Origin of the sequence: Paenibacillus sp. P2(2022), from assembly GCF_029522175.1 — a bacterium.
Taxonomy (GTDB): domain Bacteria; phylum Bacillota; class Bacilli; order Paenibacillales; family Paenibacillaceae; genus Paenibacillus; species Paenibacillus polymyxa.
The window spans coordinates 83,649-108,252 of record NZ_JAKWFI010000001.1 but is presented as its reverse complement, the minus strand read 5'-3'; the positions used below and the strand labels follow the sequence as shown (position 1 = coordinate 108,252).

The window sequence follows — 24,604 nt, the reverse complement described above, 5'->3', positions numbered from 1 at the left end:
TCTAATTATAGCTTCTAAAACTTCCCACTTCATTGCCTACTTCCCAATAAGAAGTAAAAAACCGGGGATACCGCTTGTTAGCGATAAGCCCCGGATCTCTAGTCCGATGATGATGCTTTTCGGTTATTTACTTTTGTCGATTTCACTAGAGCTGTTGTTCTCATTCTGATCATGGACCAGCTCTTTCAACTGAATAATCAATGCCTCCAGCTCACTAAATCCCGCCATCATATTGGAAGTTATATTTTGCTGCTCTTCTACTCCAGCCAAAATTTGTTCAGACGCTGCACTTGCTTGTTCTGTCACACTGGAAAATTCCATCATCTCTTGAACGACCTGAGACGAAAATTGTTGCATACTATTCGTACTGGACTCTACCTCCACAGCCTGCACCAATACTTTATTGGCATTTTGCAGGATATCTTCCAGTACAATTTCAGTCGAATGTGCCGACTCCATGCTTTGCTGTAATCTTTCCTGTCCCATGTCAAATTGGCTTACGACGGAATCCATCTGAGTTCTCAGCTGCTCCAAAATACCCTCCATCGCCACTGAGGTGTTCCCAACCATTTCAGCCAAATTACGCACTTCTCCAGCCACGATCGCAAATCCTTTTCCATGCTCTCCCGCTCTGGCGGCCTCAATGGATGCATTCAAGGACAGCAAATTGGTTTGCTTTGAGATTTGAGTAATATCTTTGAGCATGGCAGACATATTGTCACTCTGCAATTTAAACTCATCCAATTCTTCTTTGGTACGACTCATCACCTGACCCAAATCTTTAATTTGAGATGTTAATGCAAGCAGTTGACTGCTGCCTCTACCCCCGGCATTTTTCGTATCTTCGGAGAGCTGCTTCAGCTCCCGGGAATGATCGGCAACCTCGCGCACATGCCGATCAGACTGAGCCAAGTTATCGGTTACCTCAGTGATATTCGAAGCCTGCATCTCTACCCCTTCGGCAACCTCCTGAAACCCGATGGCGACTTCATTCGTCACAATGCCTGTAGCATCCACTTGATTCCTGAATCGTTCTGTAAAGCTATGTAATCCCGCTACAGCTTGCCTCACTTGCTCAAACAGAAATTCAATACGTTGCCTTGTGGCATCCATATTTTTATTTTGTTCCTCCGTTATCTTAAACTGCTTTTGGTTTAACACCGATACCACTAGCAATAGTAATCCAATCAGCCCTACAATAATAAATTCATGTACATAACGCAAAGAACCGGTAGCTGGCAGAGTTGCAGGCGTACCGATCGTAATTTGTATAAAAATATTACATAAATTTAAAGTCATAGCTACCAGAAAATATGGATAAGATGGGTAGAGTAGCAACAATGAACAAATAAAGATCGTAGTCACTACCTCCACACTAGATAAGTTCACAAATATACATATTAATGCACTATAAAATGTAATAATCCAAGGAATAAGCCGGATTCCTATCTTTTGTATATTCAGAATCGTCAAAACTGCCGCGACTACTAATCCTACACCGCTAGATATCCACATCGAGGGATTAGATATTGCCGGGACGATGCTGCTCAAAGTCATAATCCAAAAAATAATGATCACCAATTTGTTTCTTTGCCACAACAATTCATTCGTTCTGTCCATGATTGTGTACGCGCTCCTTAGAGATATATTAGGTATTTATAAAATAAAAATGTAAATGCCATACTATATATATCGTCATATCAGAACGCGTATTGAATGATGGTCGTACTTTAAAGACAAAAACCGTCCCCCTAACAGGGAACGGTTTTAATTCACGGTTTGATCATCTTCTTTAATTGGCAAACGTTTAATGTGCCTGCTGAATCCATTAAGATTCCTTGTTTTCGGAAGCCTCTTCAGCACCTTCAGTTGCCGCTGCATCACCTTCCACAGCAGCATTTTCTACTTCGACTGCACGCGGAACGATCACGGATGCCAGCAACTCCTCTTCAGAGACATGCAGCGTCACGCCTTTAGGAAGCTTCAAGTCGCTTGCGCTCAGCTTGTCGCCAATATCCAGTGCGGATACATCCACTTCAATAGTGGACGGCAAGTCAGAAGGCAAACCTTCAACCTCGACTTCTGTTTCTTGAACTTGCAGAATACCACCTGATTTTGTACCTACAGGCGTACCCTGATAATCAATCGAAACACGCACGCGAAGCGGTTTGTTTTTGGAAATTTTCAAAAAGTCGGCATGCAACCATTGGTTGTCACGCTGTTGATAATCTTTAATAATGACTGGAATCGTTTCTCCGCCTTCTACTGTGAGATTAAAAACCTCTGAACGTCCGGTTCTGATTACTTTATTAAATTCCTTGGCATCGACATGTACAGAGGTTCCCTCGATTTCAGAGCCGTAAACCACAGCTGGAATCCGTCCTTTTAACCTCAATCCACGAATGGCCGAACCCTTCTTCTCTGTTCTCGGCTGGGCGGTTAGTTGAATACTTCCTCCATTAGAACTCATGATATACAACCTCCTTCAGGTTACCTTACAAATGATTTTCCTCCAAGAATCTTGCTTGTTTACCAGTCGTACTACAGAATATAAGCCAGCAAGCTGGCAAAACTAAACAAGTCCATAATTCTATTTTACCCCTTTTTTCTGAAACTGACGCACATTTGCATAAAAAAATAGCATTCTTCGAAATGATCGAAAAATGCTATTTCTCGTGTATATATGGCAACCAGGCATACAAGTCTATCCCGCCCGGTTATCGTTAACCAGTAATAAATATTCCTCTCTGCCACTATGAATCAATACCTGCATCACAGACTGGGTCGGATCTACATCAATATATCGATCTGCCTCCACATCCTTGGCATCCCAGTGATTCAGGCGGACAATGTAGCCAATTCGCTGTACATCAGGAGCCACCCGAATGCGGGCTACTGCCCGACCATCATCCCAATTGTGAAATTCAACATGTCCGTCCTGGTGTCCGGTGCCCCATACCCACACATTCCAGCCAGAGTATTGCCGGTCTGCACGCTCGTAGATCAGTTCAATCGTACGAAACGGAATAACCGCTCTATCGTTTCCTCGCTGGGCATCTGTCATTGCTGCACCTGCAATCTCTTGATTCGTCCCCTCATCCAAGCCCTTCGTTTCGTTATCCACTTGCTCGTTAGCTTGATCTTGCTCAGTCAAAAAGGAGGCTTGGGGAGGTCCAGCCTGATCATACAACACCATCATCGACCAGCGCGATACAGTCACACGATGGCCTACCACTTCATAGCGTGTCTCATTCCCGGCCCCGTGTGCATCCACGACCACATGCCAACGATCCGATTCCGCAGGCAATGATATTGTCTGCTCTGTATCCGAACCGTTATAAATCACCACAATATGATTCCAGGCATCGCCGTTAGCATGATGCCTCAATGCAAAAGCCACCACATGCCCACTGCTTTGCAGGACTTCCATATGCTGCTCCACCAGCTCACGCTGATCCATACGGAATGCCGGGTGACTGCGCCGCAAAGCAATTAAGCCCTGGTAGTAATCAAACACGGATCGAAACCTCGCCTTGTTATTCCAACGGATGGCATTCACTACATCAGAGCTTCGGTAGCTGTTATGGTCTCCATATTTGGAACGCAGCAGTTCATCCCCTGCATGGATAAAAGGAATACCTTGCGATGTCAGAATCATGCCGTTAGCCAACAGAGACTTACGTACAGTTTCGTTTTCAAGTAGGTTACTTTCATCCAGTTCCTGATACGGGTCTGCTTCAGCTACGGCTTGTTCGGCTGTCCTTCCATCTTTGGGGTTCCCCTGCTCCCATTGCGGAAAACGACAGTTCTCCCGTACATGTCTCACCGTCAAAATTTTATCCCACAAATTGAGATTATCGTGGGCCGTTACATAATTGACGGTCTCAGATGGATGAGCTGTAAAATCATAGATAGCTCCAAAAGCACCTTGAAGTACCCGTTCCTCCTGATTTTCCGCCCCCGTGGCAAACCCATTCCCGGTACCGTCGCTATCTCCCTTAATGGCAGAGCGGTAATTGTCGTTAAAAACGGCAAAGCCCTTATCCCGCTGCGTTCCTTTTAATGTAAGCAAAGGCTGCGGGGACTCCCCACCCGTCCAAGGCTCACCATAGATCAGCAGATCGGGACGTATTTCAGCGCGAAGCTCTCGGGTAAGCTGCTCTACAGTCGGTGTATCAATTAACGCCATCAAATCAAACCGGAAGCCATCTATGTGATATTCCTCTGCCCAATAGCGTAGTGAATCCTTGATATACTTGCGCACCATCGGACGTTCGGTTGCCAGTTCATTACCTACACCTGATCCATTGGTGAGCTTCCCTTGCTCATCCGTACGGTAATAATATCCTGGTACAATCGGCTCAAACGGACCCTTTTCCACCGAATACGTATGATTGTACACAACATCCATAATGACACCAATGCCAGCAGTATGCAGAGACTGTACCAGCCGTTTCAGCTCTCGTATACGCATCTCCGGGTCAGCTGGATTGGAAGAGTAAGATCCCTCCGGCACATTATAATGCTGCGGATCATAGCCCCAGTTATATTCAGTTCCTAATTCCGAAAAGTCATTCACCGTATGAAAGTCAGCCACTGGAAGCAAATGAACATGTGTAATGCCCAGCTCCAGCAAATGATCCAGTCCGACACTGTTACCCTCGGCATCCATTAATCCTGTATACGTAAAGGCTGCAAACCGCCCCTGAGCAGTAGATAAATCTTTTATACCCGCATTAAAATCGGGGTCCATCGAAAAATCACGCACATGAAGCTCATAAATAATAGCATCTGTCGTACGCTCAAGAACGGGTCCCTCATCCTGTTCCCATCCATCCGGGTTCGTTCGATCCAAATCAATGATAGCCGTACGTTGCCCGTTGGCTGATACCGCTCTGGCATATGGATCGGTAGCATAATGAATGCTGTGGTCCGCCCACTCCAGCCTGTACATGTAATAATATCTGTTCCAGTCGCCCTCCAGCTCTATAGACCATACTCCGTGACCATCACGATTCATGAGAAATTCCTGACCACCGCCGTGCTCCTGAACGATTCCTTCCTGATCGTACACCCCTGCGTCGGTATACAACGCGATATGAACCTGCTGTGCAGTCGGTGCCCATACCTTAAATTTGCTGCCCGCAGGCGTATAAGTAAGACCCAAATCATAGCCTTCATATATGGGATATGCTGTGTGCTCAAGTCCCTTGAGCTGATTGAAATCAGACATTCCTGTTCACCACCCATTTCTATACATCGGCTTATAGCCTCTGTTCATCCATCATTTATGATGTTTATGACTTGTCAATATACCTCAGGATTTGCAAAATCCTCACCTCATAGGCTATCAAAATAAGACAAGCTTGAAAAGCTGGATGATTTAAATAAGGATGACGCTCCCATTTCAACACGCACACTCCATTTTATGACAAAACGATGAACAGGCTACAGCTTTCGCCTTCAAAGCATCACATTTATTTCCCAGCTTTCATCACGTTCAGGAGAGTCGGCGGTTATCCATTTGAAAAATTTCGTCAGCCATTCGCATAGTGGAGCTTCGATGCGAAACAAGGATAATCGTTTTGTCTTGCTGCTGTTCTTTTAACGATTTTAAAATAATCGCTTCGTTCAAACTGTCCAAATTGCTAGTTGGTTCGTCCAACAGTAAGAGGGGCGCATCATGAACAAAGGCTCTGGCCAGCCCCAAGCGCTGGCGTTCTCCCCCAGACAGCCTGTCCCCCAACTCTCCGACTCGGCTGTCATATCCTTGAGGCAATGTCATAATAAAATCGTGTACTGATGCCTTACGGGCTGCTTCCACAACCTGTTGATGTGTAGCATCCGGCTTTCCAATTTTGATATTAGCTGCAATGGAATCGTCAAACAGGAATGTATGCTGATCGACGTAGCTTTGCACGCTTCTCAAATGTCGGGTCTCAATGTCCTTCAAATCGTGGTCAGATAGTAAAATCCCACCCTTCTGCGGGTCCCTGAATCGCATCAGCAACTTCAGCAACGTTGACTTGCCGGACCCACTTTTACCCTGAATACCTATAATTCGCTTGTGTGGTATCGTGAGACTTACATCATTTAGCACCGTTTGACCATCGTATGCAAAAGTCACCTTGTCTATCTGCGCTCCAGTAAAGCCAACGGTCATTCCATTCATATTTTCTTCTACCTCCGGGCTCTCCTCCAGCAGACTTAGCACTCGCTCCCCGCTTGCCAGCGTTTGAAGCAAATTGTTGGACAAATTGCTCAGTGCGACCACCGGACCAAATGAACTAAACAGGGCAATGACTGAAATCAGCATACTTGTAAAATCCATCTGTCCTTTAGACATGCCATACAATCCAGCTAGCAGCATCAAGAATGAAAATCCGACTACAGCTGTATCTGTGACTGCTCTTGTGATGCCTTCATGATGCTTCAAATCCTTCTGCTTGGCATCTAACTGATCCGTACGACGGTTAATTTCATTTAATCGTTGTTCCCCTTGCCCATATTGCACAATTTCCTTCATCCCACGTAAGCTGTCCAAAAAATAACTGCTCAGCTGGCCGAAGCTGCTCCGGTATTCCATCCCTTGGCGCTTGCCGATACGTGACGTAAGTAGGGGAATAAACAAACCGACGGTTATGTAAGCAAGCGCAGCGATCCAGCCTAGTAAAGGCTCATAAGAGCCTATAAAAAATACCATGAGCAGTGAAGTGATGATGCCAATCATAACAGGCGCTATCGTATGCGCATAAAATACTTCCAGCAGCTCAATATCACTTGTAATCAGCGATATCAGATTCCCTTTGTCCTTGCCTTCAAGCTTGGCTGGAGCCAATCTGCGCAAAGCTTGAAGCACCTTGTCTCGCAGCACAGCCAGCAGCTTGAAAGCGAGATAATGACCACTCATTTGCTCGCCATAACGAAATACACCGCGCAATACAGCACATAGCACGATGACAGTCAGCAAAAATGTCATGCTGTAGCCTGTCGTGATGCCCGTTGCTGTCAGTAGGGCAAGGGCCCCATATACAATAATGCCAATAGCACACACAAAGCCGAGCACTCCTGTAACAATCGTGATGAGCAGCACAGGTAAAAGAGGTCCTGCCAAGACCAACAATTGACCCATGATTCGTAAACCGGGTCTACGCATATACAGCACCCCCTTTCACAAACTGTTCCATCCGATGCTGACTGAGATACATCTCCGCATAATGTCCCTGCTGGCTCAACAGCTCCTGATGTGTTCCGGATTCTGCCACCAAACCATTTTGCAGCACATAAATACAGTCGGATTGAATTACATTTTCCAGTCTATGAGAGATGAGAATCACTGTTTTTTGACCTGCCAGTGCATGTATGACCTCCATGATTCCTTCCTCACTCTCGACATCAATGTTAGAGGTAGCCTCATCAAAAATATATACATGACTGTCGTGCAGCAACGCTCTGGCCAGTGCTAGCCGTTGACGCTGTCCTCCTGACAGATTAGCTCCCTGTTCTTCTATCTCTGCTTCCAATCCTCCTTCGGAGAGAATAAAATCATACAGCTTCACTTGCCGCAACGCCTCCAGCATTTGTCGCTCATCCGCGTGCTCATTGCCCATTCTTAGATTCGCTTCTACGGTGCCTTTAAAAATATAGCTGTTAAAACCGATCCAGGTCATATGACGCATGCGGCTTTCTTCCGAAATGAAGGTCAGTTCGGTTCCTCCGATCGTCAGGCTTCCTTGATAACCCTCATGATGTCCAACGATCAATCCGGCTACCGTACTTTTACCTGAGCCTGATTCTCCAACAATGGAAACGAAGCTGCCTTGAGGAATGTCCATGGTTATATTACGCAAGGTATCTCTTTCGTCGTAAGCAAAATTTACCCGTTCCAATCGAATGTCTGTAGCTTCTATGCTTTGTTGTCCTTGTACAAGATCCTCTGTACTCAACATTTCGAATATTTTGTCACTTGCTGCCATTCCGTTCATGGCAATATGAAAGTAGGAACCGAGCAGACGCAGCGGGATGAAAAACTCTGCCGACAGCAACACAATGATGAGTGCTCCTGCCAAGCCAATATGACCCGAAGAATATTCGTTTACCGCGACCAGCACACCTGCGGCGGCACCACCAAATGCGATAAGATCCATGACAGCTACGGAGTTTAACTGCATGGTCAGGACTTTCATTGTCATTTTGCGAAAATCCTCAGCCGCTGTGTTCATTTCCTGATGTTTATTCTGGTCTGTCCCGTAAATTTTGAGCGTGGTCAGACCTTGTACATTTTCCAAAAAGCTGTGGCCCAAATTGACGTAGCTGCCCCAATATTTCCGAAACAGCTTTTTAGCCATCCGCATAATAACAATAATGGACACTGGAATTAAGGGAACGCAGATCAATAGAATGATAGCCGCTTTGAAGCTGACAAAAGAGAGGGTGATGAACAACGTTACAGGTGCAAGCAGACTATAAAATAGCTGAGGCATGTATCTACCAAAATAGGTTTCAAGCTGCTCCACCCCTTCTACAGCAACCTGAATAACCCCTGAGGTGGAGGTATGATCCGTATAAGAGGGTCCCAGCTTTAACAGCTTGCTGTAAATCTGCGAGCGCAGCGTTTTTTTAGCATTGATTGAAGCCCGATAGGACAACATACTGGATGCATAATTACTCAGGAAGCGAACGGCAATGGCAGCAATAACAATGACTGTCATGGATAGAATTAGCTGGCGAGTTACTTGTCCTTCCCATGCTTGCTGCATCACAAAGGCCATAGACAAAACGGCGGCTATACTCCCTAAAAGACCAATCCACTGTACGAGCACACCCAAGATGATATATTTTCGGGAATGCTCCACCAGGCCTAGTAGACGACTGTCGACCATTTTAGACCTTTTTTTCGGAGTAGGGACGGCTTCAGATGAAGACGGAGTTTCCGCCTTACCTTCCCTCACAGTTCCGACTCGAAATATAAAATAATAATATTTGAACAGGATGACCAAAACGATGAGCGCCTTGCCCCACACAATGGGGGTAAAGATAAAGCCTGTAATCAGCATAGCTGACGCTAAGCCCAATGACGTAATTTTTGTAGACAGCTTCAACGACCTGGTTTGTACAAAACTCTCCAGATACTTATGATACAAAGATGTATTCGAAAACCACTGATGAATCCTTTCAGACCCCCGCATAAAGAAAAAGGTTGCCAGCAGCAAAAACGGTGTAGTCGGCAGCAACGGCACCACTACGCCAATCACTCCAAGCGCCAAAAATAAAAACCCTAAGGTAATATAAATCGGTTTCACTGTAATCCCCCTAATATATATACTGTTAATGATATTTTATAGATAATGATAATCATTATCAATATATATAATTTAGTCAGGTTGTTATGTGATGTAAATCACGCATATAAAAATCCTCTTGAAGTTCAACTCTACAGAACACTTTTGTGCTCATATAGATGTTTTGTCTTCAAGAGGATAATCGAAATAAGTGCGTGTTATTACGTTGTTTTATGAACTTATAATATCATATTGCTCCAATACCTGTCGATGTAACGGGTCATCTGCAGGTATGGACGTATAACGTGTCAGCGCTTCACTCACCCCTTGGCTGCGAATCACCTGCTGAAGCTCAACCGCTTCGGGGTCTTCCGTAATATCAAATTTACAGGCGGCAGCCATTCCCAACGCCAGATGATCGGTCGGGATACCATACTCCTGCGCTTGCAGCGCGGGACGTACAAGACGGTCGTTGGGAGACAGCTTACGCAGCGGTGAACGTCCGACCCGAGTAACCTCGTCTGTCAGATTAGGATTGCGGAAGCGATCCAAAATCTTAGCGATGTACTTCTTATGCTCCCCTTGATTCAAACCGAAGCGCTTCACAAGCACCGCTCCTGTTTCCTCCAGCGCCCCGTGTATGGAGTCCACCACCTTGGTATCCTTCATGGCCTCCTGGATCGTGGCATAACCTGCGACATAACCAATATAGGCTGCCACGCAATGGCCCGTATTCACCGTGAACAGCTTGCGTTCAATGTAAGGCTCCAGATCCTGCACGTAAAGAATGCCTTCAATCTCTTGATGATCAGGAGCCATTTGCGAGCGATCCACAACCCACTCGTAAAAAGGCTCTACCTGCACATGCAACGGGTCCTCATGATGCTGAATCGGCACAATCCGGTCTACAGCGGCATTGGGAAAATAAACCGAAACCTCTGCCTTGGCACGAGTCGCCTCATCCAGTAGCGCAAAAACATGCTCTTTCAGTTGGGCGCTGCCTCCAATTGCATTTTCGCAAGCAATCACATGCAGCGGGCCTGCCCCTCGCTCTACCCGCCGCGCTATGCCCTCGGCAATACCTGCTGCAATATGCCTGAGGATGCTAACCCCTACCGCGGTCGTGACCAGATCAGCATGGTCTACCGCGTCCGCTACAGCCGATGCATCTCTACCGTCAATCGCGGTTACATTCGTAACTGTCTCCGTATCCTTCGTATCATTCGCCAACTCTACCGTATACTGCTTGCGGCGGCGTAACTCAGATACAAGGGTCTCGTTGACATCTGAAAAGACAACCTCATAGCCTGCACGTGACAAAATCAGCCCAATAAAGCCACGACCGATATTTCCTGCTCCAAAGTGAACGGCTCTCATAACTCCAGCTCACTTTCGAACAGATCTATAATTTCCTGTGGAGCCACTGCGTTGCGAAGTTTGTCCATGTTCTCTTCCTCCGCACATACCACAGCGATACTCGTCAAAATCTCCATATGATCGCCGCCTTGGGCTGCAATACCGATCACCATGTATGCTTTTTCTTCCCCGAAATCTACGCCTTGCGGGAACTGAACGATGGAGATGCCAGTGGATTGAACAAGCGTCTTGGATTCCTTGGTACCATGTGGAATAGCCAGCCCGTTCCCAATATAGGTGGATACGATCTCCTCGCGTTCAAGCATCTTGTCAATATACTCACTTGTAATATGTCCTGCATCCAGCAGAATTTGTCCTGCCATACGAATCGCCTCATATTTGTCTTTGGCGGTTGCGTTCATTTTTATTTTGTCTATCGTCATAATACTCACGTTAGATTCCTCCCTGTCCCTAATTTACTGTGAAAAAATTCAGCCAGCTCACTCGATATATAATTGGCAATCTGATCCCTGCTACCGTGTTCCAGTAGCGTAATCATGTCTTCCTGCAACAGTAATGCACTAATCTCGCTCAATACCTCCAAGCTTTCTTTCGGCAACTCACGAGGTCCCAACATCAGCAGAACGCATTCTACCTGCTCATCTACATCCGCCAGCAGCGGCTCAGCCAGCCTATACAAGGTCAGCGAAGGCTGGCGAACATAGGGACTGCGCGTATGAATCAAAGCAACGGAGGTATCAGAAATCACCTGACTCCCTTGACGCTCTCTTTCTACAAGTTGTTCAGCAACAACAGAAGGCTCTGTGACATTTCCCCGCACTGCCTCCAACATGCAGATAGCCTCTATAGTGGCTGACATATCCATCCCTTGATTTTCCAGCGGGTATACTTGAAATTGCTGTACAATGTGTACAATCTCCTCAAGGCTTTTCCGTAGACCGGTAAGCCACTCCATGCCCTGGCCGGGCTGAACAGCCTGTTCCTGAGGATGGTCATTGAGTTGATTGAGTGTAATATGCTGGATAAAATGACGCAGACGGTCACTCTCCTCTTGCGTCAGCAGCGGACTGATTTTGAGATAACGATCCGGTTCAAGCGGCAGCTCCACTGTCGAAATGATCAGATCATAATCCTCCTTCGGAATCCGCGTTGCCTCGTACCATGAGGCCCTATCCACGATTTTGATCTGTGGTAGCTCCTTGGCCAGTCTGGTTGCCAGAAGTCTGGAGGACCCAATTCCGCTCGTACAGACTACGATGGCTCGAACCTCCCGCTGCAATTGTCGCAGTCGCTCCAACGAAGCGCCAAAATGCATGACCAGAAATCCGATCTCTTCATCCGGTACTTCCATTTCGGTCATATCCGCCGCAGCCTTTTTGACCGAGTCGAACAAGCTGCCGTAATCCTTGCGGATTTGCTGAAGGAGAGGGTTGCGGATGGACTTTCCTTCCCTCAAACGTTTGAGTACCGGAGCCATATGGGCTATCAGTCCTTCACGCAAAACGCGGTCCTCTGCAAGTGGTGTGCCTGTCTCTGCCTCCACACGACGGATCAACTCATGAACCAACTCCAGCAGTACAAGATCATCCAGTGGCAGCAAGCGGGTGGAATGATCCTCAGCATCACGGAACAGCAACCTGAAATAACTTCGTTCCTGGTCTGGAAAGTCAATAGCCAGCGCCGCCGACAACTCTGCGCATATGCGTTCTACCATAGCTGTGCGCAGCATGATATTCTCCTCCGAATCTGTCTTCGAATACGGGAGGGAGGCACGATGATCTACAACGTACCCGAGTCGTAGACGTGCCAGTGACACGCAAATTTGAATCAGCAACTCCATATATTTGCTTTCCACCATGTTTTTCAGCCATTGATCATGAGGCTGCCAGAGGGCGTTCTCCACGGTTAGCAAGTTCTCCCTGCCCATCATCTCCAGCAACTTTTCAGTGACACGTGTCACCGGACGAAGCTCCTCACGACCGGAAAACAGAGCCGATTCATCCAAATATTCGAGAGCCAGCTCAGAAATCGCCCGTCTTTTGTCTATCTCCCGTCCTGTAATCTCGACACCGTATCCCCGTCTGCGCACTAGCACGAGCCCTCGATCTGCAATCCAGCCTCGTAATTCGTCCAGATCATGACTGACCGTAGTTACTGTGACTTTCAAATCCGATGCCAGCGCCAGTAACTTGATTGGCTCCTGTGTATCCAGCAGCATGCACAGCACTACAATCTTTCTCTCCTCAGCCGAGTAATCGTCTGACTTCGTATACAGCAACTGCTCCCGCAGACTTGCAAGCTGAGTCGGGTCGGCATCCACATAGATACCGATTCCTGATTTTTTCTCCAGCTTTACCTCATGAGCCGCCAACCAGCACTCGACTGCGCCAAGTTCCCGATGGACCGTCCTTGTGCTGACATTAATCTTCTCGGCAATTTCTCCGGCCGTAACCTCATGGGGCTGCCCCAAAAGATACTCCACGATGTCAGATTGTCGTTTCGTAATATTCATAAGCGCATACCGTTCCTTCCCAAGCTCTATTCCCTTTCAGCAGGAAATACAAACTGTACACAGACGGCTGACTTTATAGGGATTAAGAGTCGGATTTCAGACGGTCAACCAGCGCTTCGTATTCAGGGCTTTTCAGAAAATTGTCAATGGAAATGTGCTCAGCATTCGGGGCTACCGTTTTAGCCCGGTCTGTCAACGTTTTTTGCGTAATGACAATGTCCGCATCCTGTGGAATTTCACTGATTGCCGTATTCGTTACCGTAACGCCCACGCCCGCCTGTTTCATTTTTTTGCGTAAAATTGAAGCTCCCATGGCACTTGAACCCATACCTGCATCACAGGAAAAGACAATTTTGTTCACTTCGGATTTATCCTTGAGCATTCGATCTGCGGCAATCTCAGCAGCACGATCAGATGCGTGGTTATCTTCCATTACAGTGGCGTTAGCACTTGCACCCTTGCTTTGATTTTTCATATCTTTCAGGCGGGATGCAGCTTCCTCCAGCCCCTCTTCCTTTTGCTTACCTGTCTTGAGCAATACTGCGGCAACAGCAAAGGATACGACTGCAGCAGCGATCACACCGCTCAGCATCGGCAAATATCCGCCTTTTGGTGTCATCAGGAAATAAGCAATGATACTGCCTGGTGAAGGAGCAGCAACCAGTCCGGCACCTGTCAACATAAAACAGAAGGTTCCTACAACGCCCCCTGCTATAGCAGCGAGAATTAGAATCGGCTTCATCAAAATGTAAGGGAAATAAATTTCATGAATCCCGCCGAAAAAATGAATGATAACTGCACCAGGAGCAGACGACTTCGCAGAGCCTTTACCGAACAGGCAATAGGCCAGCAAAATGCCGAGCCCCGGCCCAGGATTGGATTCAAGCATGAACAAAACGGATTTTCCTGTTCTTGCAGCTTCCTCTAGCGCAATCGGACTCAATACTCCGTGATTCAGTGCGTTGTTGAGAAATAATACTTTTCCGGGCTCAATAATGAGGTTGACAAGCGGCAAGAGCCCTGCATTTACGAGAAACTGTACCCCTGCCGACAATACTTGGCTGATGGTTTGAACGACCGGGCCAATCCCCACATGAGCGAGCAGTGCTAGAATGGCACCGATAATCCCGGCCGAGAAATTATTGACCAGCATTTCAAAACCTGATTTGACTTTGCCTTCAATGGCCTTATCGAACTTCTTCAAGATCCATGCAGCCAGCGGGCCAGCTACCATTGCGCCCAGGAACATCGGGATATCGGCCCCCACAATGACACCCATCGTCATAATGGCACCGATCACACCTCCACGCTGTCCGTGAATCATTGTGCCTCCTGTATAACCAATCAATAGCGGCAGCAAATAATTTTTCATCGGATCAACCAGTTGTGCAAAACCCTCGTTCGGAAACCACCCGGTCGGAATAAAAAGGGCCGTAATTAATCCCCAGGCGATAAAGGCCCCCATATTGGGCATAACCATACCGCTGAGAAAACGGCCAAAACGTTGTACGGCGACACGAGCGCCACCGCTTGAACTGGACTTTGTGTCCACTGTGCTCATATTCATATCCTCCTTGTGAGTAAATAGCATCACTACCTTTTCTTAAAATTCATACTAAATGACAGCGCTATCTTCATCAACGAAATGAAAACGTACTTTCGTCATGAACGTTGATGACAACATTTAAATTTAAAATAACGGACAACGTATTATACCTGCATAATTCTTCTTAATATGACCGATAACAATAGAAATTAGTCGAAAAAACAGTGCTGTAAATCTGCACCTTATATAGAGGAGCTCACCTCTAAATCTAATAAATTGACGTAATTACGTCTTCTAAAAGACAACAAAAAAATAGCCGCCATGTCAGATCATAGCGACTATTTTATACACAAAACGAGCGGACTAACGATGCTTTTATTCAATTCAATATCCATATAAAAATTTAGAATAAAGCGCTAATATTCCATCTTATATTGCTCATTATTGTTCATCCGAAATCAACTGCTCGTACTGATCCGCAGACAGCAGCTTGCTCAGAGCTTCCTCGACATCATTGCCCATCTCTACTTCAATCATCCAACCCTTTTCATAGGGAGATTCATTCACCAGCTCAGGTGTGCTTTCCAGAGCTTCATTTACTTTCAATACGGTTCCCGCCACCGGAGCAAAAAGGTCGGATACGGTCTTCACCGATTCAATTGTACCAATCTCTGCCCCCTGTTCAATCGTTGCTCCCGCCCCAGGTAATTCCACAAAAACAATATCACCCAGTTGATGCTGTGCAAAGTCTGTAATGCCGATCCGCAACGTCCCGTCTGCTGTGCGCTGAACCCACTCATGTTCGTCTGTATACCAAAGTTCCCGTTTCACTTCACTCATCCTGCTTTCGCCTCACTTCCACATGAATAAAATGCTTTTAATCACCTGTATTAGACAGGTTAAGATTATGACAACATGAACACTCATGTCAATAATACTAACAAAAATACTTCATGTTATCTCATATAGCATAGAATATTAAAAAATGATAACTTGTAACAAACGCTTACATATCCTTATTTATACATTAAATGTTTTTTGGATTGTTTTATATGACATTTTTATTGACATTTTGAATGAATTTGCGTATTAATGGGTTATAGCAAATGCTTTTGGAAATACCCCGACAACTGCAAACGCGGATGAACGCGGAGGGAGAGACTACCCAAAAGATTCGCATAGCTGTTGTCGTTTCTGAGACAGTGTGCACGCGAACTCGGATCAAGTTGTTACCTGCAAAACCGGGTAACCTACCGTTGATCCAAAAGGTAGCGCCGAAGGAGTAAACATGCATTGCAGGTGAATCTCTCAGGCAAAAGGACCTCTGCCGGACGCATCTCTGGAGAGCATTCGCGATTAGAGCGGATCACCCAAGGGGAAACCTGGTTCACACCGGGGTAACTTTCTGGTATCAAGGACAGAGCTGAAAGAAGAGTATGGACTGCCGTCTATACGTTTCTTTCAGCCTGTCTTTTTTGTTTAGCCGATTACACTGGATAGGAGTGAAAAAATGTCTAATTTGCGAAGAACACCATTATTTTCGTCTTACGGGACGCAGCCCGGGGTTCGTTGTATTGACTTTGGCGGGTGGGAGCTTCCCGTTCAGTTTAGCGGCATCCAAAAAGAGCATGAGGCCGTCCGGCAACGCGCGGGTTTATTCGATGTCTCGCACATGGGCGAGTTTTTGGTTGAGGGCAAAGAAGCCGAGGCTTTTTTGCAATGGGTAACCACGAATGATGTCAGCCAGTTGGAACCGGGCCAGGCACAATATTCACTCCTGTGTTACCCCGATGGAGGCGTAGTGGATGACTTGCTTGTATACTGCAAAGGACCAGAGCGCTACATGCTCGTTGTGAATGCCTCCAACATCGACAAAGATTGGGATTGGCTCATGCGCCACGTACCTGCATCGGTTCATCTGGAGAATGTGTCTGATGCGATCGCATTGCTGGCATTACAAGGACCGGAAGCAGCACATATTGCCGCAGCCGTGACAGATGCAGATATTACGAATCTGGCATCTTTCCGATTCCATGAGAACGTGCAATTGTTCGGAGCAAAAGCACTCGTCTCCCGAACCGGATATACCGGGGAAGACGGTTTTGAATTTTATATACCTGCTGAGGAAGCACCCGCCGTGTGGAATGGTTTGCTTCGTTGCGGTGAATCGTATGGGCTAATTCCCGCTGGGCTTGGTGCTCGCGATACACTGCGGTTTGAGGCACGGCTGCCGCTGTACGGACAGGAGTTATCTGCCACCATTTCACCGCTTGAGGCTGGTTTAGGTTTCTTCGTCAAGCTGAATAAAGGAGATTTTATCGGCAGAGAAGCACTGCAACACCAGAAAGAACAAGGAATTCCTCGCAAGTTGATCGGGCTGGAAATGATTGACCGCGGTATCCCGCGCGCTCATTATCCAGTCTTCGCGGAAGGCCAACACATTGGTGAGGTCACAACGGGGACTCAATCGCCCACCTTGAAGCGTAATTTGGGGCTAGCCCTGGTGGACAGTCGTTTTAGCACCCTATCTACACCGCTGGAGGTCGAAATTCGAGGTAAACGCCTGCGTGCGGAAGTGGTCGCAGCCCCTTTTTATAAACGGCCACGCTGATCCTAAATCCTCTTCATTTCAAAAAAATGATCATGTCAGATACGAAATTCTGGATTTTCCAACTACGATTATGTATTAGCTAATTTACTATCTAAATTTTGCTTTTCGAAAGGAGCCAGAACTTATGAAGCAGCATCGCTATCTCCCCATGACCGAACAAGATCAAACCGAAATGCTGCGTGTGGTGGGCGTATCATCCATTGATGATTTATTCAGTGACATTCCAGAGGCAATTCGATACCAAGGGGAACTCCCTCTTTCCTCTCGGCTCGACGAAAGAGCCCTAACTCGCCACATGGCCGAGCTGGCCGGGCACAATGCCAATACAGATACACATGCCAGCTTTCTTGGTGCAGGTATTTATGATCATCATATTCCGTCCGTCATTCAGCACATCACCTCACGTTCCGAATTTTACACAGCCTACACCCCCTATCAGCCGGAAGTAAGCCAGGGCGAGCTGCAAGCCATTTTTGAATTCCAGTCGTATATTTGCGAATTGACAGGCATGGCAGTAGCGAATGCCAGCATGTACGATGGAGCGACAGCTCTGGCGGAAGCGGGCTCACTGGCCGCCGCAGCCACGCGCCGTAAACAGCTTATCGTATCAAGGTCTGTCCATCCAGAGGCACGCCAGGTATTGGCAGCCTATGCGCGCGGATTGGACTTGGACATCGTGGAGATCGGCTGTTCGGACGGCGTAACGGATGTCGATGCGCTTGCCGCAGCCGTATCGGAACAGACGGCGGCTGTCTTGATCCAAAGCCCCAACTTTTTTGGAGCCGTGGAAAATCTGAAGCCGATGGCTGACCTCATCCATGCACACAAGGGGCTAATGGTCGTCAGTGCCAACCCGCTGGCACTTGGCTTGCTGGAGGCGCCCGGTAAGCAGGGCGCGGATATTGTTGTAGGAGACGCGCAGCCGCTTGGGATCTCGTCCTCCCTCGGCGGTCCGACCTGCGGTTACTTTGCCGTTTCTCAGGCACATATGCGTCGTATCCCTGGGCGTATCGTAGGCCAAACCACAGACCGCAACGGCAAACGCGGCTTCGTGCTGACCTTGCAAGCGCGGGAACAACATATCCGCCGCGAAAAGGCCACGTCTAACATTTGTTCCAACCAAGCGTTGCTTGCTTTATCTGCATCTGTGTACTTGTCTGTCATGGGTAAACAGGGTATCCAGGAAGTAGCCGAGCTGAATTTGCATAAAAGCCGCTATGCGTTAGAACAATTGCTGAGCTTGAATGGCATAACTGCCTCGTTTCACGCACCGACCTTTAACGAGTTCGCCCTTAGGCTGCCTGAAGGTACGAATATGAGCAAACTTCAGGACAATCTGCTAGCTGCTGGATTTATCGCAGGCTATGATTTGGGCCGGGACTATCCGGAACTTGCTGGTCACATGCTGATTGCCGTGACGGAGCAAAGAACCAAAGAAGAGATTGACCAATTTGTACACACCTTGGAGGGATTGCTATGACACACACCGGACCGGACCAGAAACAAGAGCTGTTGAAGGAACACGATCAAGCGCTCATTTTTGAATTGAGCCGTCCGGGTCGCATCGCTTATTCCCTTCCCGAGTGCGACGTTCCTCGTCGCCCGGTGGCAGAGCTTTTGCCGGATTATGCGCTGCGCAGCGAACCTGCGGCATTACCCGAGGTATACGAAGTAGATGTTATTCGCCATTATACCGCCCTGTCCCAGCGCAACTTCGGCGTCGACAACGGATTTTATCCGCTTGGCTCGTGTACGATGAAATACAATCCAAAAGTGAATGAGGATGTCGCCCGTTACGCAGGCTTCGCTAAAATTCATCCATATCAGCCGGAGAATAGCATCCAGGGGGCTATGGAGCTGCTGCATACGCTCCAAAACGATCTGGCTGCGTTGACCGGCATGGATGCCGTCACGCTCCAGCCCGCTGCTGGCGCCCATGGCGAATGGACCGGGCTGATGATGATTCGCTCGTACCACGAGGCACGTGGTGAGCGACGTACCAAGGTGCTCGTGCCGGATTCCTCGCACGGTACGAACCCCGCCAGTGCAACCGTCGCGGGCTTCGAAACAATTACCCTCCCCTCCACCCCTGAGGGGCTGGTGGATCTGGACGCGCTCCGCCAAGCCGTAGGCAACGACACCGCTGCGCTCATGCTGACCAATCCGAACACGCTGGGCTTGTTCGAGAAGCAAATTACTGACATTGCCGCGATTGTGCATGACGCAGGTGGTCTGCTCTACTATGACGGGGCAAACTCCAACGCCATCATGGGGATTACCCGCCCCGGGGATATGGGCTTTGATGTGGTGCATCTCAATTTGCACAAAACGATGAGTACTCCGCACGGTGGAGGCGGCCCTGGCGCTGGACCCGTCGGCGTAAAGCAGCGGCTGATACCCTATTTGCCCAAGCCGTTTGTCGTACGTGATCCGCAGGGTGTGTACCGCTGGGATCGGGAGCAGGGAGATTCTATTGGGCGGGTCAAAGCCTTTTACGGAAACTTCGGCATTCTCGTCCGAGCCTATGCCTATATCCGCAGCTACGGTCCTGATGGCTTGAAGCGAGTGTCCGAATGCGCTGTACTCAATGCCAACTACATGATGCATCGGCTGGCTCCGCACTTTGACCTGCCTTATCCTGGGCATTGTAAACACGAATTTGTCATGTCGGGGCGAGGTTTGAAGAAATTTGGAGTACGCACGCTGGATGTAGCCAAACGATTGCTTGATTTCGGTTACCATCCGCCTACCATTTATTTTCCGCTAAATGTAGAGGAATGCATCATGATCGAGCCGACGGAAACAGAAAGCAAAGAGACGCTGGATGCTTTTGTCGACACTATGATTCATATTGCGCGCGAAGCTGAGGAGAACCCTGAGCTGGTGCTCAATGCACCCTATACCACTCCAGTCACACGCCTGGATGAAACCACTGCAGCCCGTAAGCCTGTGCTGAATTGCGCATGTAGTTAAGGTTAAATTCAAACACAACCATCCAAAGCATACAAAAAAGCCGGTATCTGTTGAGATACCGGCTGCTGTATGTATACAGCAATTTTTGTTGGAAAAAGATATAACCTTTGAAAATGTGATACCCTTCCTTATGCTTCGATGCTTTGAACCAATTCAACAACCTGCTCGGCTGTTTGCATATCCAGAGCTTTTGCAGCCAATTTCTCCATGTCCGCACGGGACAACTTAGAGATTTGACTACGTGCTGGCAGAATGGAAGTTGCGCTCATGCTGAACTCATCCAGTCCCAGACCCAGCAGCAACGGAATTGCTGTTGTGTCTCCTGCCATTTCACCACACATACCAACCCAACGTCCTTCACGGTGAGCGGCATCAATAACCATTTTCACCAGACGCAAAATGGATGGATTATATGGTTGATACAGGTAAGAAACCCGCTCGTTCATACGATCCGCTGCCATTGTGTATTGAATCAGATCGTTAGTACCGATACTGAAGAAATCCACTTCTTTTGCGAATTGGTCAGCCAATACCGCTGTGGAAGGAATTTCTACCATGATGCCCAGCTGAATTTCTTCAGATACGGATACACCCTCGGCTACCAACTTTTCTTTTTCCTCCAACAAAACAGCTTTAGCTTCACGGAATTCGTTCAGCGTAGCAATCATTGGGAACATAATGCGCAGGTTACCGTGCACGCTTGCACGCAACAAAGCACGCAATTGAGTGCGGAAAATATCCTGGCGATCCAGACACAGACGAATAGCACGGAATCCGAGGAATGGATTCATTTCTTTCGGCAGATCCAGATAAGGAAGTTCTTTATCTCCACCGATGTCCAAAGTACGGACTACAACCGGTTTGCCTTCCATTCTTTCCAGAACCGTTTTGTAAGCTGTATATTGTACTTCTTCGGATGGGAGCTTGTCGCGTCCCATGTACAAGAACTCCGTACGATACAAGCCAACGCCTTCACCACCGTTGTCTAGAACACCAGCTACATCGTTAGGCGTACCAATATTGGCTGCCAGTTCGACATGGACACCATCGACGGAAACCGTAGCTTCGCCGCGCAGCTTACGCCACTCTTCGCGTTGCTTGTCATATGCCACTTGTTTAGCGCGGTATTCTGCAACGATTTCTTCGGTAGGATTCACGAACACGTGACCATCCAGACCATCGACGATAATCAAATCGCCGCTTTTAGCTTGAGACAATATATTTTTTGTTCCTACAACAGCAGGAATTTCTAATGAACGAGCCATAATAGCCGAGTGTGAAGTGCGTCCGCCGATATTCGTTGCAAAACCCTTAACAAATTCACGGTTCAGTTGAGCTGTGTCGGAAGGTGTCAAATCTTCTGCAAGTACAATCGTTTCTTCGGCAATTTCTGCAGGGCTGACAAAATGAACACCAAGCAGATGATTAAGCACCCGTTTGGTTACATCACGCATGTCCGATGCGCGTTCTTGCAAATATGCACTTTTCATGTTCTCAAACATGGAAATAAACTGTGTAGCTACTTCATTCAAAGCATAGTCAGCATTAAGCTGCTCGTCTCTGATTTTAGCTTTAACCGGATCGATCAATTCAGGATCATTCAGGATGAGCAGGTGAGATGCAAAAATTTCTGCTTTTTTCTCACCCAGCTCACGAAGCGTTTTCTCCTTAATCGATTCCAATTCGGTTTGAGATTGTGCCAAAGCCGCATCCAATCTTGCGATTTCAGCTTCAACATCACCAACCGCGCGTCTCTCTACAGCGTAATTCGGATGCTCCAAGATAAACGCCCGGGCAATGGCTATGCCTGCCGAAGCGGCAATCCCGGAAATTTTAAGCATGAATTTCGCCCAGCCCTTCGTTAACGATTACATTTTCAAGAGCTTTCAATGCTTCAGCAGCTTCAGCGCCTTCGCAGATAATGTTAATAGTATCCCCTTGTTCCAGACCAAGAGACAATACACCCAGAATGGATTTCAAAGTTACTTTTTTACCGTTAGCTTCGGCGAAAGATTCAGCACCGCTGAATTTGTTAGCTGTATTTACCAGCGCAGTTGCAGGACGTGCATGGATACCGTCTTCATCCGTAATTCTAAAAGTTGTTTGCATAATTTGTTCCTCCCACTTTCCTAAAAATAATATTTGTTTACACGCAGCATACCGGATAATTGATCAGACGGCTTAGGCCGCCTAATCAACTAATCCGAAACACATAGAGTTTATTTTATCGTAATTATACCATCTTCGCCAGCCTTCAATACTCCAGTTTTGTTTAAAGTTACCGAAGATCCTTCTGGAAGGTTGGTAAAAATGACAGGTGAGATGATGGATTTAGCGTTTGCCTTCACGTATTCCAGGTCTACTTTCATAATAGGCTGGCCGGCTGACACAAGATCGCCTTCGTTCACCAAAACGTCAAATCCTTGACCTTTAAGCTTCACTGTATTCACCCCGATATGAACAAGCACTTCTTTACCACCATCGGATTGAATACCAACCGCATGCTTGCTTGGGAATACATTAAATACTTTACCATAAACAGGAGAAACAATGGTTCCATCATTTGGCACAACTGCAAATCCATCACCTGTCATGCGTTCTGCAAAGACCGGATCGGGAACGGTCGAGATGTCAACCAATTCACCGTTTACTGGCATCACGATATCTTCCACAACGATTGTTTGCTTTTGTTCTCCGGCTTCCTTTTCCTCTTGTGGAGCTGGTTCTGAAGGAGCAGGTGCAGGTGTACGTCCTGCCATGATATCAGCCATTTGGGTTTTAATTGTATCGGAACGGGTACCGAAAATCGCCTGTACATTGTTACCAACTTCAAGGACACCTGAAGCGCCAAGTTGTTTCAGACGAGCTTTATCCACGTTTGATTTTTCATTAACTTCGATCCGAAGACGTGTAATACATGCATCCAGATGCTTGATATTCGATGAACCACCGAAAGCAGCCAAAATGTTATGTGGAAGCTCGTCACTGCTACCGCTTGCTGCACCCTCCACATTATCTGTAGCTTCTTCACGTCCTGGTGTCTTCAAGTTGAATTTCCGTATGATGAATCGGAATCCGAAGTAGTAAATAACCGCCAAAATCAGACCGACGATAATTACATACCACCATGGCGTACGGGTTGGAATAATCCCGAATATCAGGAAGTCAATAAATCCACCTGAGAACGTCATACCGATTTTAACATTCAAAATTTGCATCGTCATAAATGACAAACCTGCAAATACACAGTGTACTGCAAACAGCAATGGAGCTACGAACAGGAAGGAAAATTCCAGTGGCTCCGTAATACCTGTCAGGAACGAAGTCAAGGCAGCTGAACCCATGATACCTGCTACATATTTTTTGTGTTCCGGTCTTGCTTCATGATACATCGCAAGTGCTGCTGCCGGTAATCCGAACATCATGAATGGGAACTTACCTACTTGGAACGTACTTGCTGTCAGTGCCACGCCGTCGCGAAGCTGATTGAAGAAGATCTGCTGGTCACCGTGAATGGTTTGACCTGCTTTGTTAACATATTCACCAAACTCAAACCAGAACGGTGAGTACCAGATGTGATGCAAACCAAACGGAATGAGCGCACGTTCGATAACCCCGAACAGGAACGCAGACAAAGTCGGGTTGGAATACACCATAAAGTGAGATACTGCGTTAAGCCCTTGTTGAACTGGGGGCCAGATCAAAACCAGTGCCAGTCCGACAATCAGTGAAGATACTGCCGTTGCAATTGGAACGAAGCGCTTACCCGCAAAAAAGCCCAGGTACGAAGGAAGCTCGATTTTGAAAAATCGGTTGTACATAGCAGCGGCCAGTATACCGATGATAATCCCGCCGAACACCCCGGTTTGAAGTGTAGGAATACCCAACACATTCGCATAACCCGGTACTTTTTGAGCAATCAGACCAGGTGTAACACCTACAGCTGTACCCAGCGTAATGTTCATTACGAGGTAACCGATGATCGCAGCCAAACCTGCTACACCTTCGCCGCCCGCCAGACCGACGGCTACGCCGACTGCAAACAACAGCGCCAGATTATCAAAAACAATTTGTCCGGCGTTCATCATGATTGTCGCTACCGATTGAACCCAGCCCGCATTTAACGCAGGGATGTACTGGAGAAAATCAGGATTGACCAGCATGTTGCCGATACCCAATAAAAGCCCCGCAGCTGGCAAAATGGCTACTGGAAGCATTAACGCTTTACCGACACGCTGTAAAACGCCGAAAAGCTTTTTGAACATACCTTCCACATCCTTCTCTGATATTTAGAACAGAGGCAA

The 24,604-nt window shown here is 47.3% G+C and carries 16 protein-coding genes and 2 riboswitches; of the genes, 3 read left to right on the top strand and 13 right to left on the bottom strand.

What is annotated here, in order from left to right:
- Window positions 1-123 precede the first annotated feature (123 nt).
- The 10 genes from MMB75_RS00480 to gcvH form a co-directional block, all read right to left on the bottom strand.
- Complete coding sequence (locus tag MMB75_RS00480; RefSeq protein WP_123797525.1) at window positions 124-1,620, bottom strand: methyl-accepting chemotaxis protein; 1,497 nt, start codon at window positions 1,618-1,620, stop codon at window positions 124-126.
- A 208-nt stretch (window positions 1,621-1,828) separates the two neighbouring features.
- Window positions 1,829-2,470 (bottom strand): 50S ribosomal protein L25, encoded by a 642-nt coding sequence (locus MMB75_RS00475; protein WP_123797526.1) that lies wholly within the window; start codon window positions 2,468-2,470, stop codon window positions 1,829-1,831.
- Between the two features lie 234 nt (window positions 2,471-2,704).
- Window positions 2,705-5,233, bottom strand: a complete 2,529-nt coding sequence (gene pulA, locus MMB75_RS00470; RefSeq protein ID WP_123797527.1) for a type I pullulanase — start codon at window positions 5,231-5,233, stop codon at window positions 2,705-2,707.
- A 267-nt stretch (window positions 5,234-5,500) separates the two neighbouring features.
- A complete protein-coding gene (locus tag MMB75_RS00465; protein ID WP_123797528.1) occupies window positions 5,501-7,156 on the bottom strand; it encodes an amino acid ABC transporter ATP-binding/permease protein in 1,656 nt (551 codons plus the stop codon).
- Entirely contained in the window at window positions 7,149-9,302 is a 2,154-nt protein-coding gene (locus tag MMB75_RS00460) for a DUF454 family protein (RefSeq protein WP_082218667.1), read from the bottom strand. Before MMB75_RS00460 ends, MMB75_RS00465 begins: the two co-directional genes overlap by 8 nt.
- A 210-nt stretch (window positions 9,303-9,512) precedes the next feature.
- Window positions 9,513-10,658, bottom strand: a complete 1,146-nt coding sequence (locus MMB75_RS00455; RefSeq protein WP_045244257.1) for a mannitol-1-phosphate 5-dehydrogenase — start codon at window positions 10,656-10,658, stop codon at window positions 9,513-9,515.
- A complete protein-coding gene (locus MMB75_RS00450) occupies window positions 10,655-11,089 on the bottom strand; it encodes a PTS mannitol transporter subunit IIA (protein WP_016819053.1) in 435 nt (144 codons plus the stop codon). The genes MMB75_RS00455 and MMB75_RS00450 overlap by 4 nt, the downstream gene beginning before the upstream one ends.
- Window positions 11,086-13,170, bottom strand: a complete 2,085-nt coding sequence (locus tag MMB75_RS00445; protein WP_031462048.1) for a BglG family transcription antiterminator — start codon at window positions 13,168-13,170, stop codon at window positions 11,086-11,088. Before MMB75_RS00445 ends, MMB75_RS00450 begins: the two co-directional genes overlap by 4 nt.
- Window positions 13,171-13,252: 82 nt before the next feature.
- Window positions 13,253-14,731 carry a PTS mannitol transporter subunit IIBC gene (locus tag MMB75_RS00440; RefSeq protein ID WP_016819055.1) on the bottom strand — a complete coding sequence of 493 codons (1,479 nt, stop codon included), beginning with the start codon at window positions 14,729-14,731 and terminating at the stop codon, window positions 13,253-13,255.
- A 426-nt stretch (window positions 14,732-15,157) separates the two neighbouring features.
- Window positions 15,158-15,556 (bottom strand): glycine cleavage system protein GcvH, encoded by a 399-nt coding sequence (gcvH, locus tag MMB75_RS00435; RefSeq protein ID WP_016819056.1) that lies wholly within the window; start codon window positions 15,554-15,556, stop codon window positions 15,158-15,160.
- 407 nt (window positions 15,557-15,963) lie between these two features.
- Window positions 15,964-16,037: riboswitch (glycine riboswitch) on the top strand.
- 13 nt (window positions 16,038-16,050) lie between these two features.
- Window positions 16,051-16,147, top strand: a riboswitch (glycine riboswitch).
- A gap of 79 nt (window positions 16,148-16,226) precedes the next feature.
- Between gcvH and gcvT the strand changes: the two genes are divergently transcribed.
- The 3 genes from gcvT (at window position 16,227) to gcvPB (ending at window position 20,300) form a co-directional block, all read left to right on the top strand.
- Complete coding sequence (gcvT, locus tag MMB75_RS00430; RefSeq protein WP_016819057.1) at window positions 16,227-17,327, top strand: glycine cleavage system aminomethyltransferase GcvT; 1,101 nt, start codon at window positions 16,227-16,229, stop codon at window positions 17,325-17,327.
- 124 nt (window positions 17,328-17,451) lie between these two features.
- Complete coding sequence (gcvPA, locus tag MMB75_RS00425) at window positions 17,452-18,807, top strand: aminomethyl-transferring glycine dehydrogenase subunit GcvPA (protein WP_016819058.1); 1,356 nt, start codon at window positions 17,452-17,454, stop codon at window positions 18,805-18,807.
- Window positions 18,804-20,300 carry an aminomethyl-transferring glycine dehydrogenase subunit GcvPB gene (gcvPB, locus tag MMB75_RS00420; RefSeq protein ID WP_016819059.1) on the top strand — a complete coding sequence of 499 codons (1,497 nt, stop codon included), beginning with the start codon at window positions 18,804-18,806 and terminating at the stop codon, window positions 20,298-20,300. The genes gcvPA and gcvPB overlap by 4 nt, the downstream gene beginning before the upstream one ends.
- Before the next feature lie 128 nt (window positions 20,301-20,428).
- Here the strand turns inward: gcvPB and ptsP are convergent, their stop codons facing one another.
- The 3 genes from ptsP to ptsG all read right to left on the bottom strand — a co-directional run bounded on the left by ptsP (window position 20,429) and on the right by ptsG (window position 24,565).
- The gene (gene ptsP, locus MMB75_RS00415) at window positions 20,429-22,141 is read right to left on the bottom strand and encodes a phosphoenolpyruvate--protein phosphotransferase (RefSeq protein ID WP_016819060.1); all 1,713 of its coding nucleotides are present in this window, start codon (window positions 22,139-22,141) and stop codon (window positions 20,429-20,431) included.
- Window positions 22,134-22,409 carry an HPr family phosphocarrier protein gene (locus MMB75_RS00410; protein WP_007431597.1) on the bottom strand — a complete coding sequence of 92 codons (276 nt, stop codon included), beginning with the start codon at window positions 22,407-22,409 and terminating at the stop codon, window positions 22,134-22,136. Before MMB75_RS00410 ends, ptsP begins: the two co-directional genes overlap by 8 nt.
- Window positions 22,410-22,519: 110 nt before the next feature.
- Entirely contained in the window at window positions 22,520-24,565 is a 2,046-nt protein-coding gene (gene ptsG, locus MMB75_RS00405) for a glucose-specific PTS transporter subunit IIBC (RefSeq protein ID WP_016819061.1), read from the bottom strand.
- Window positions 24,566-24,604: the final 39 nt, after the last annotated feature.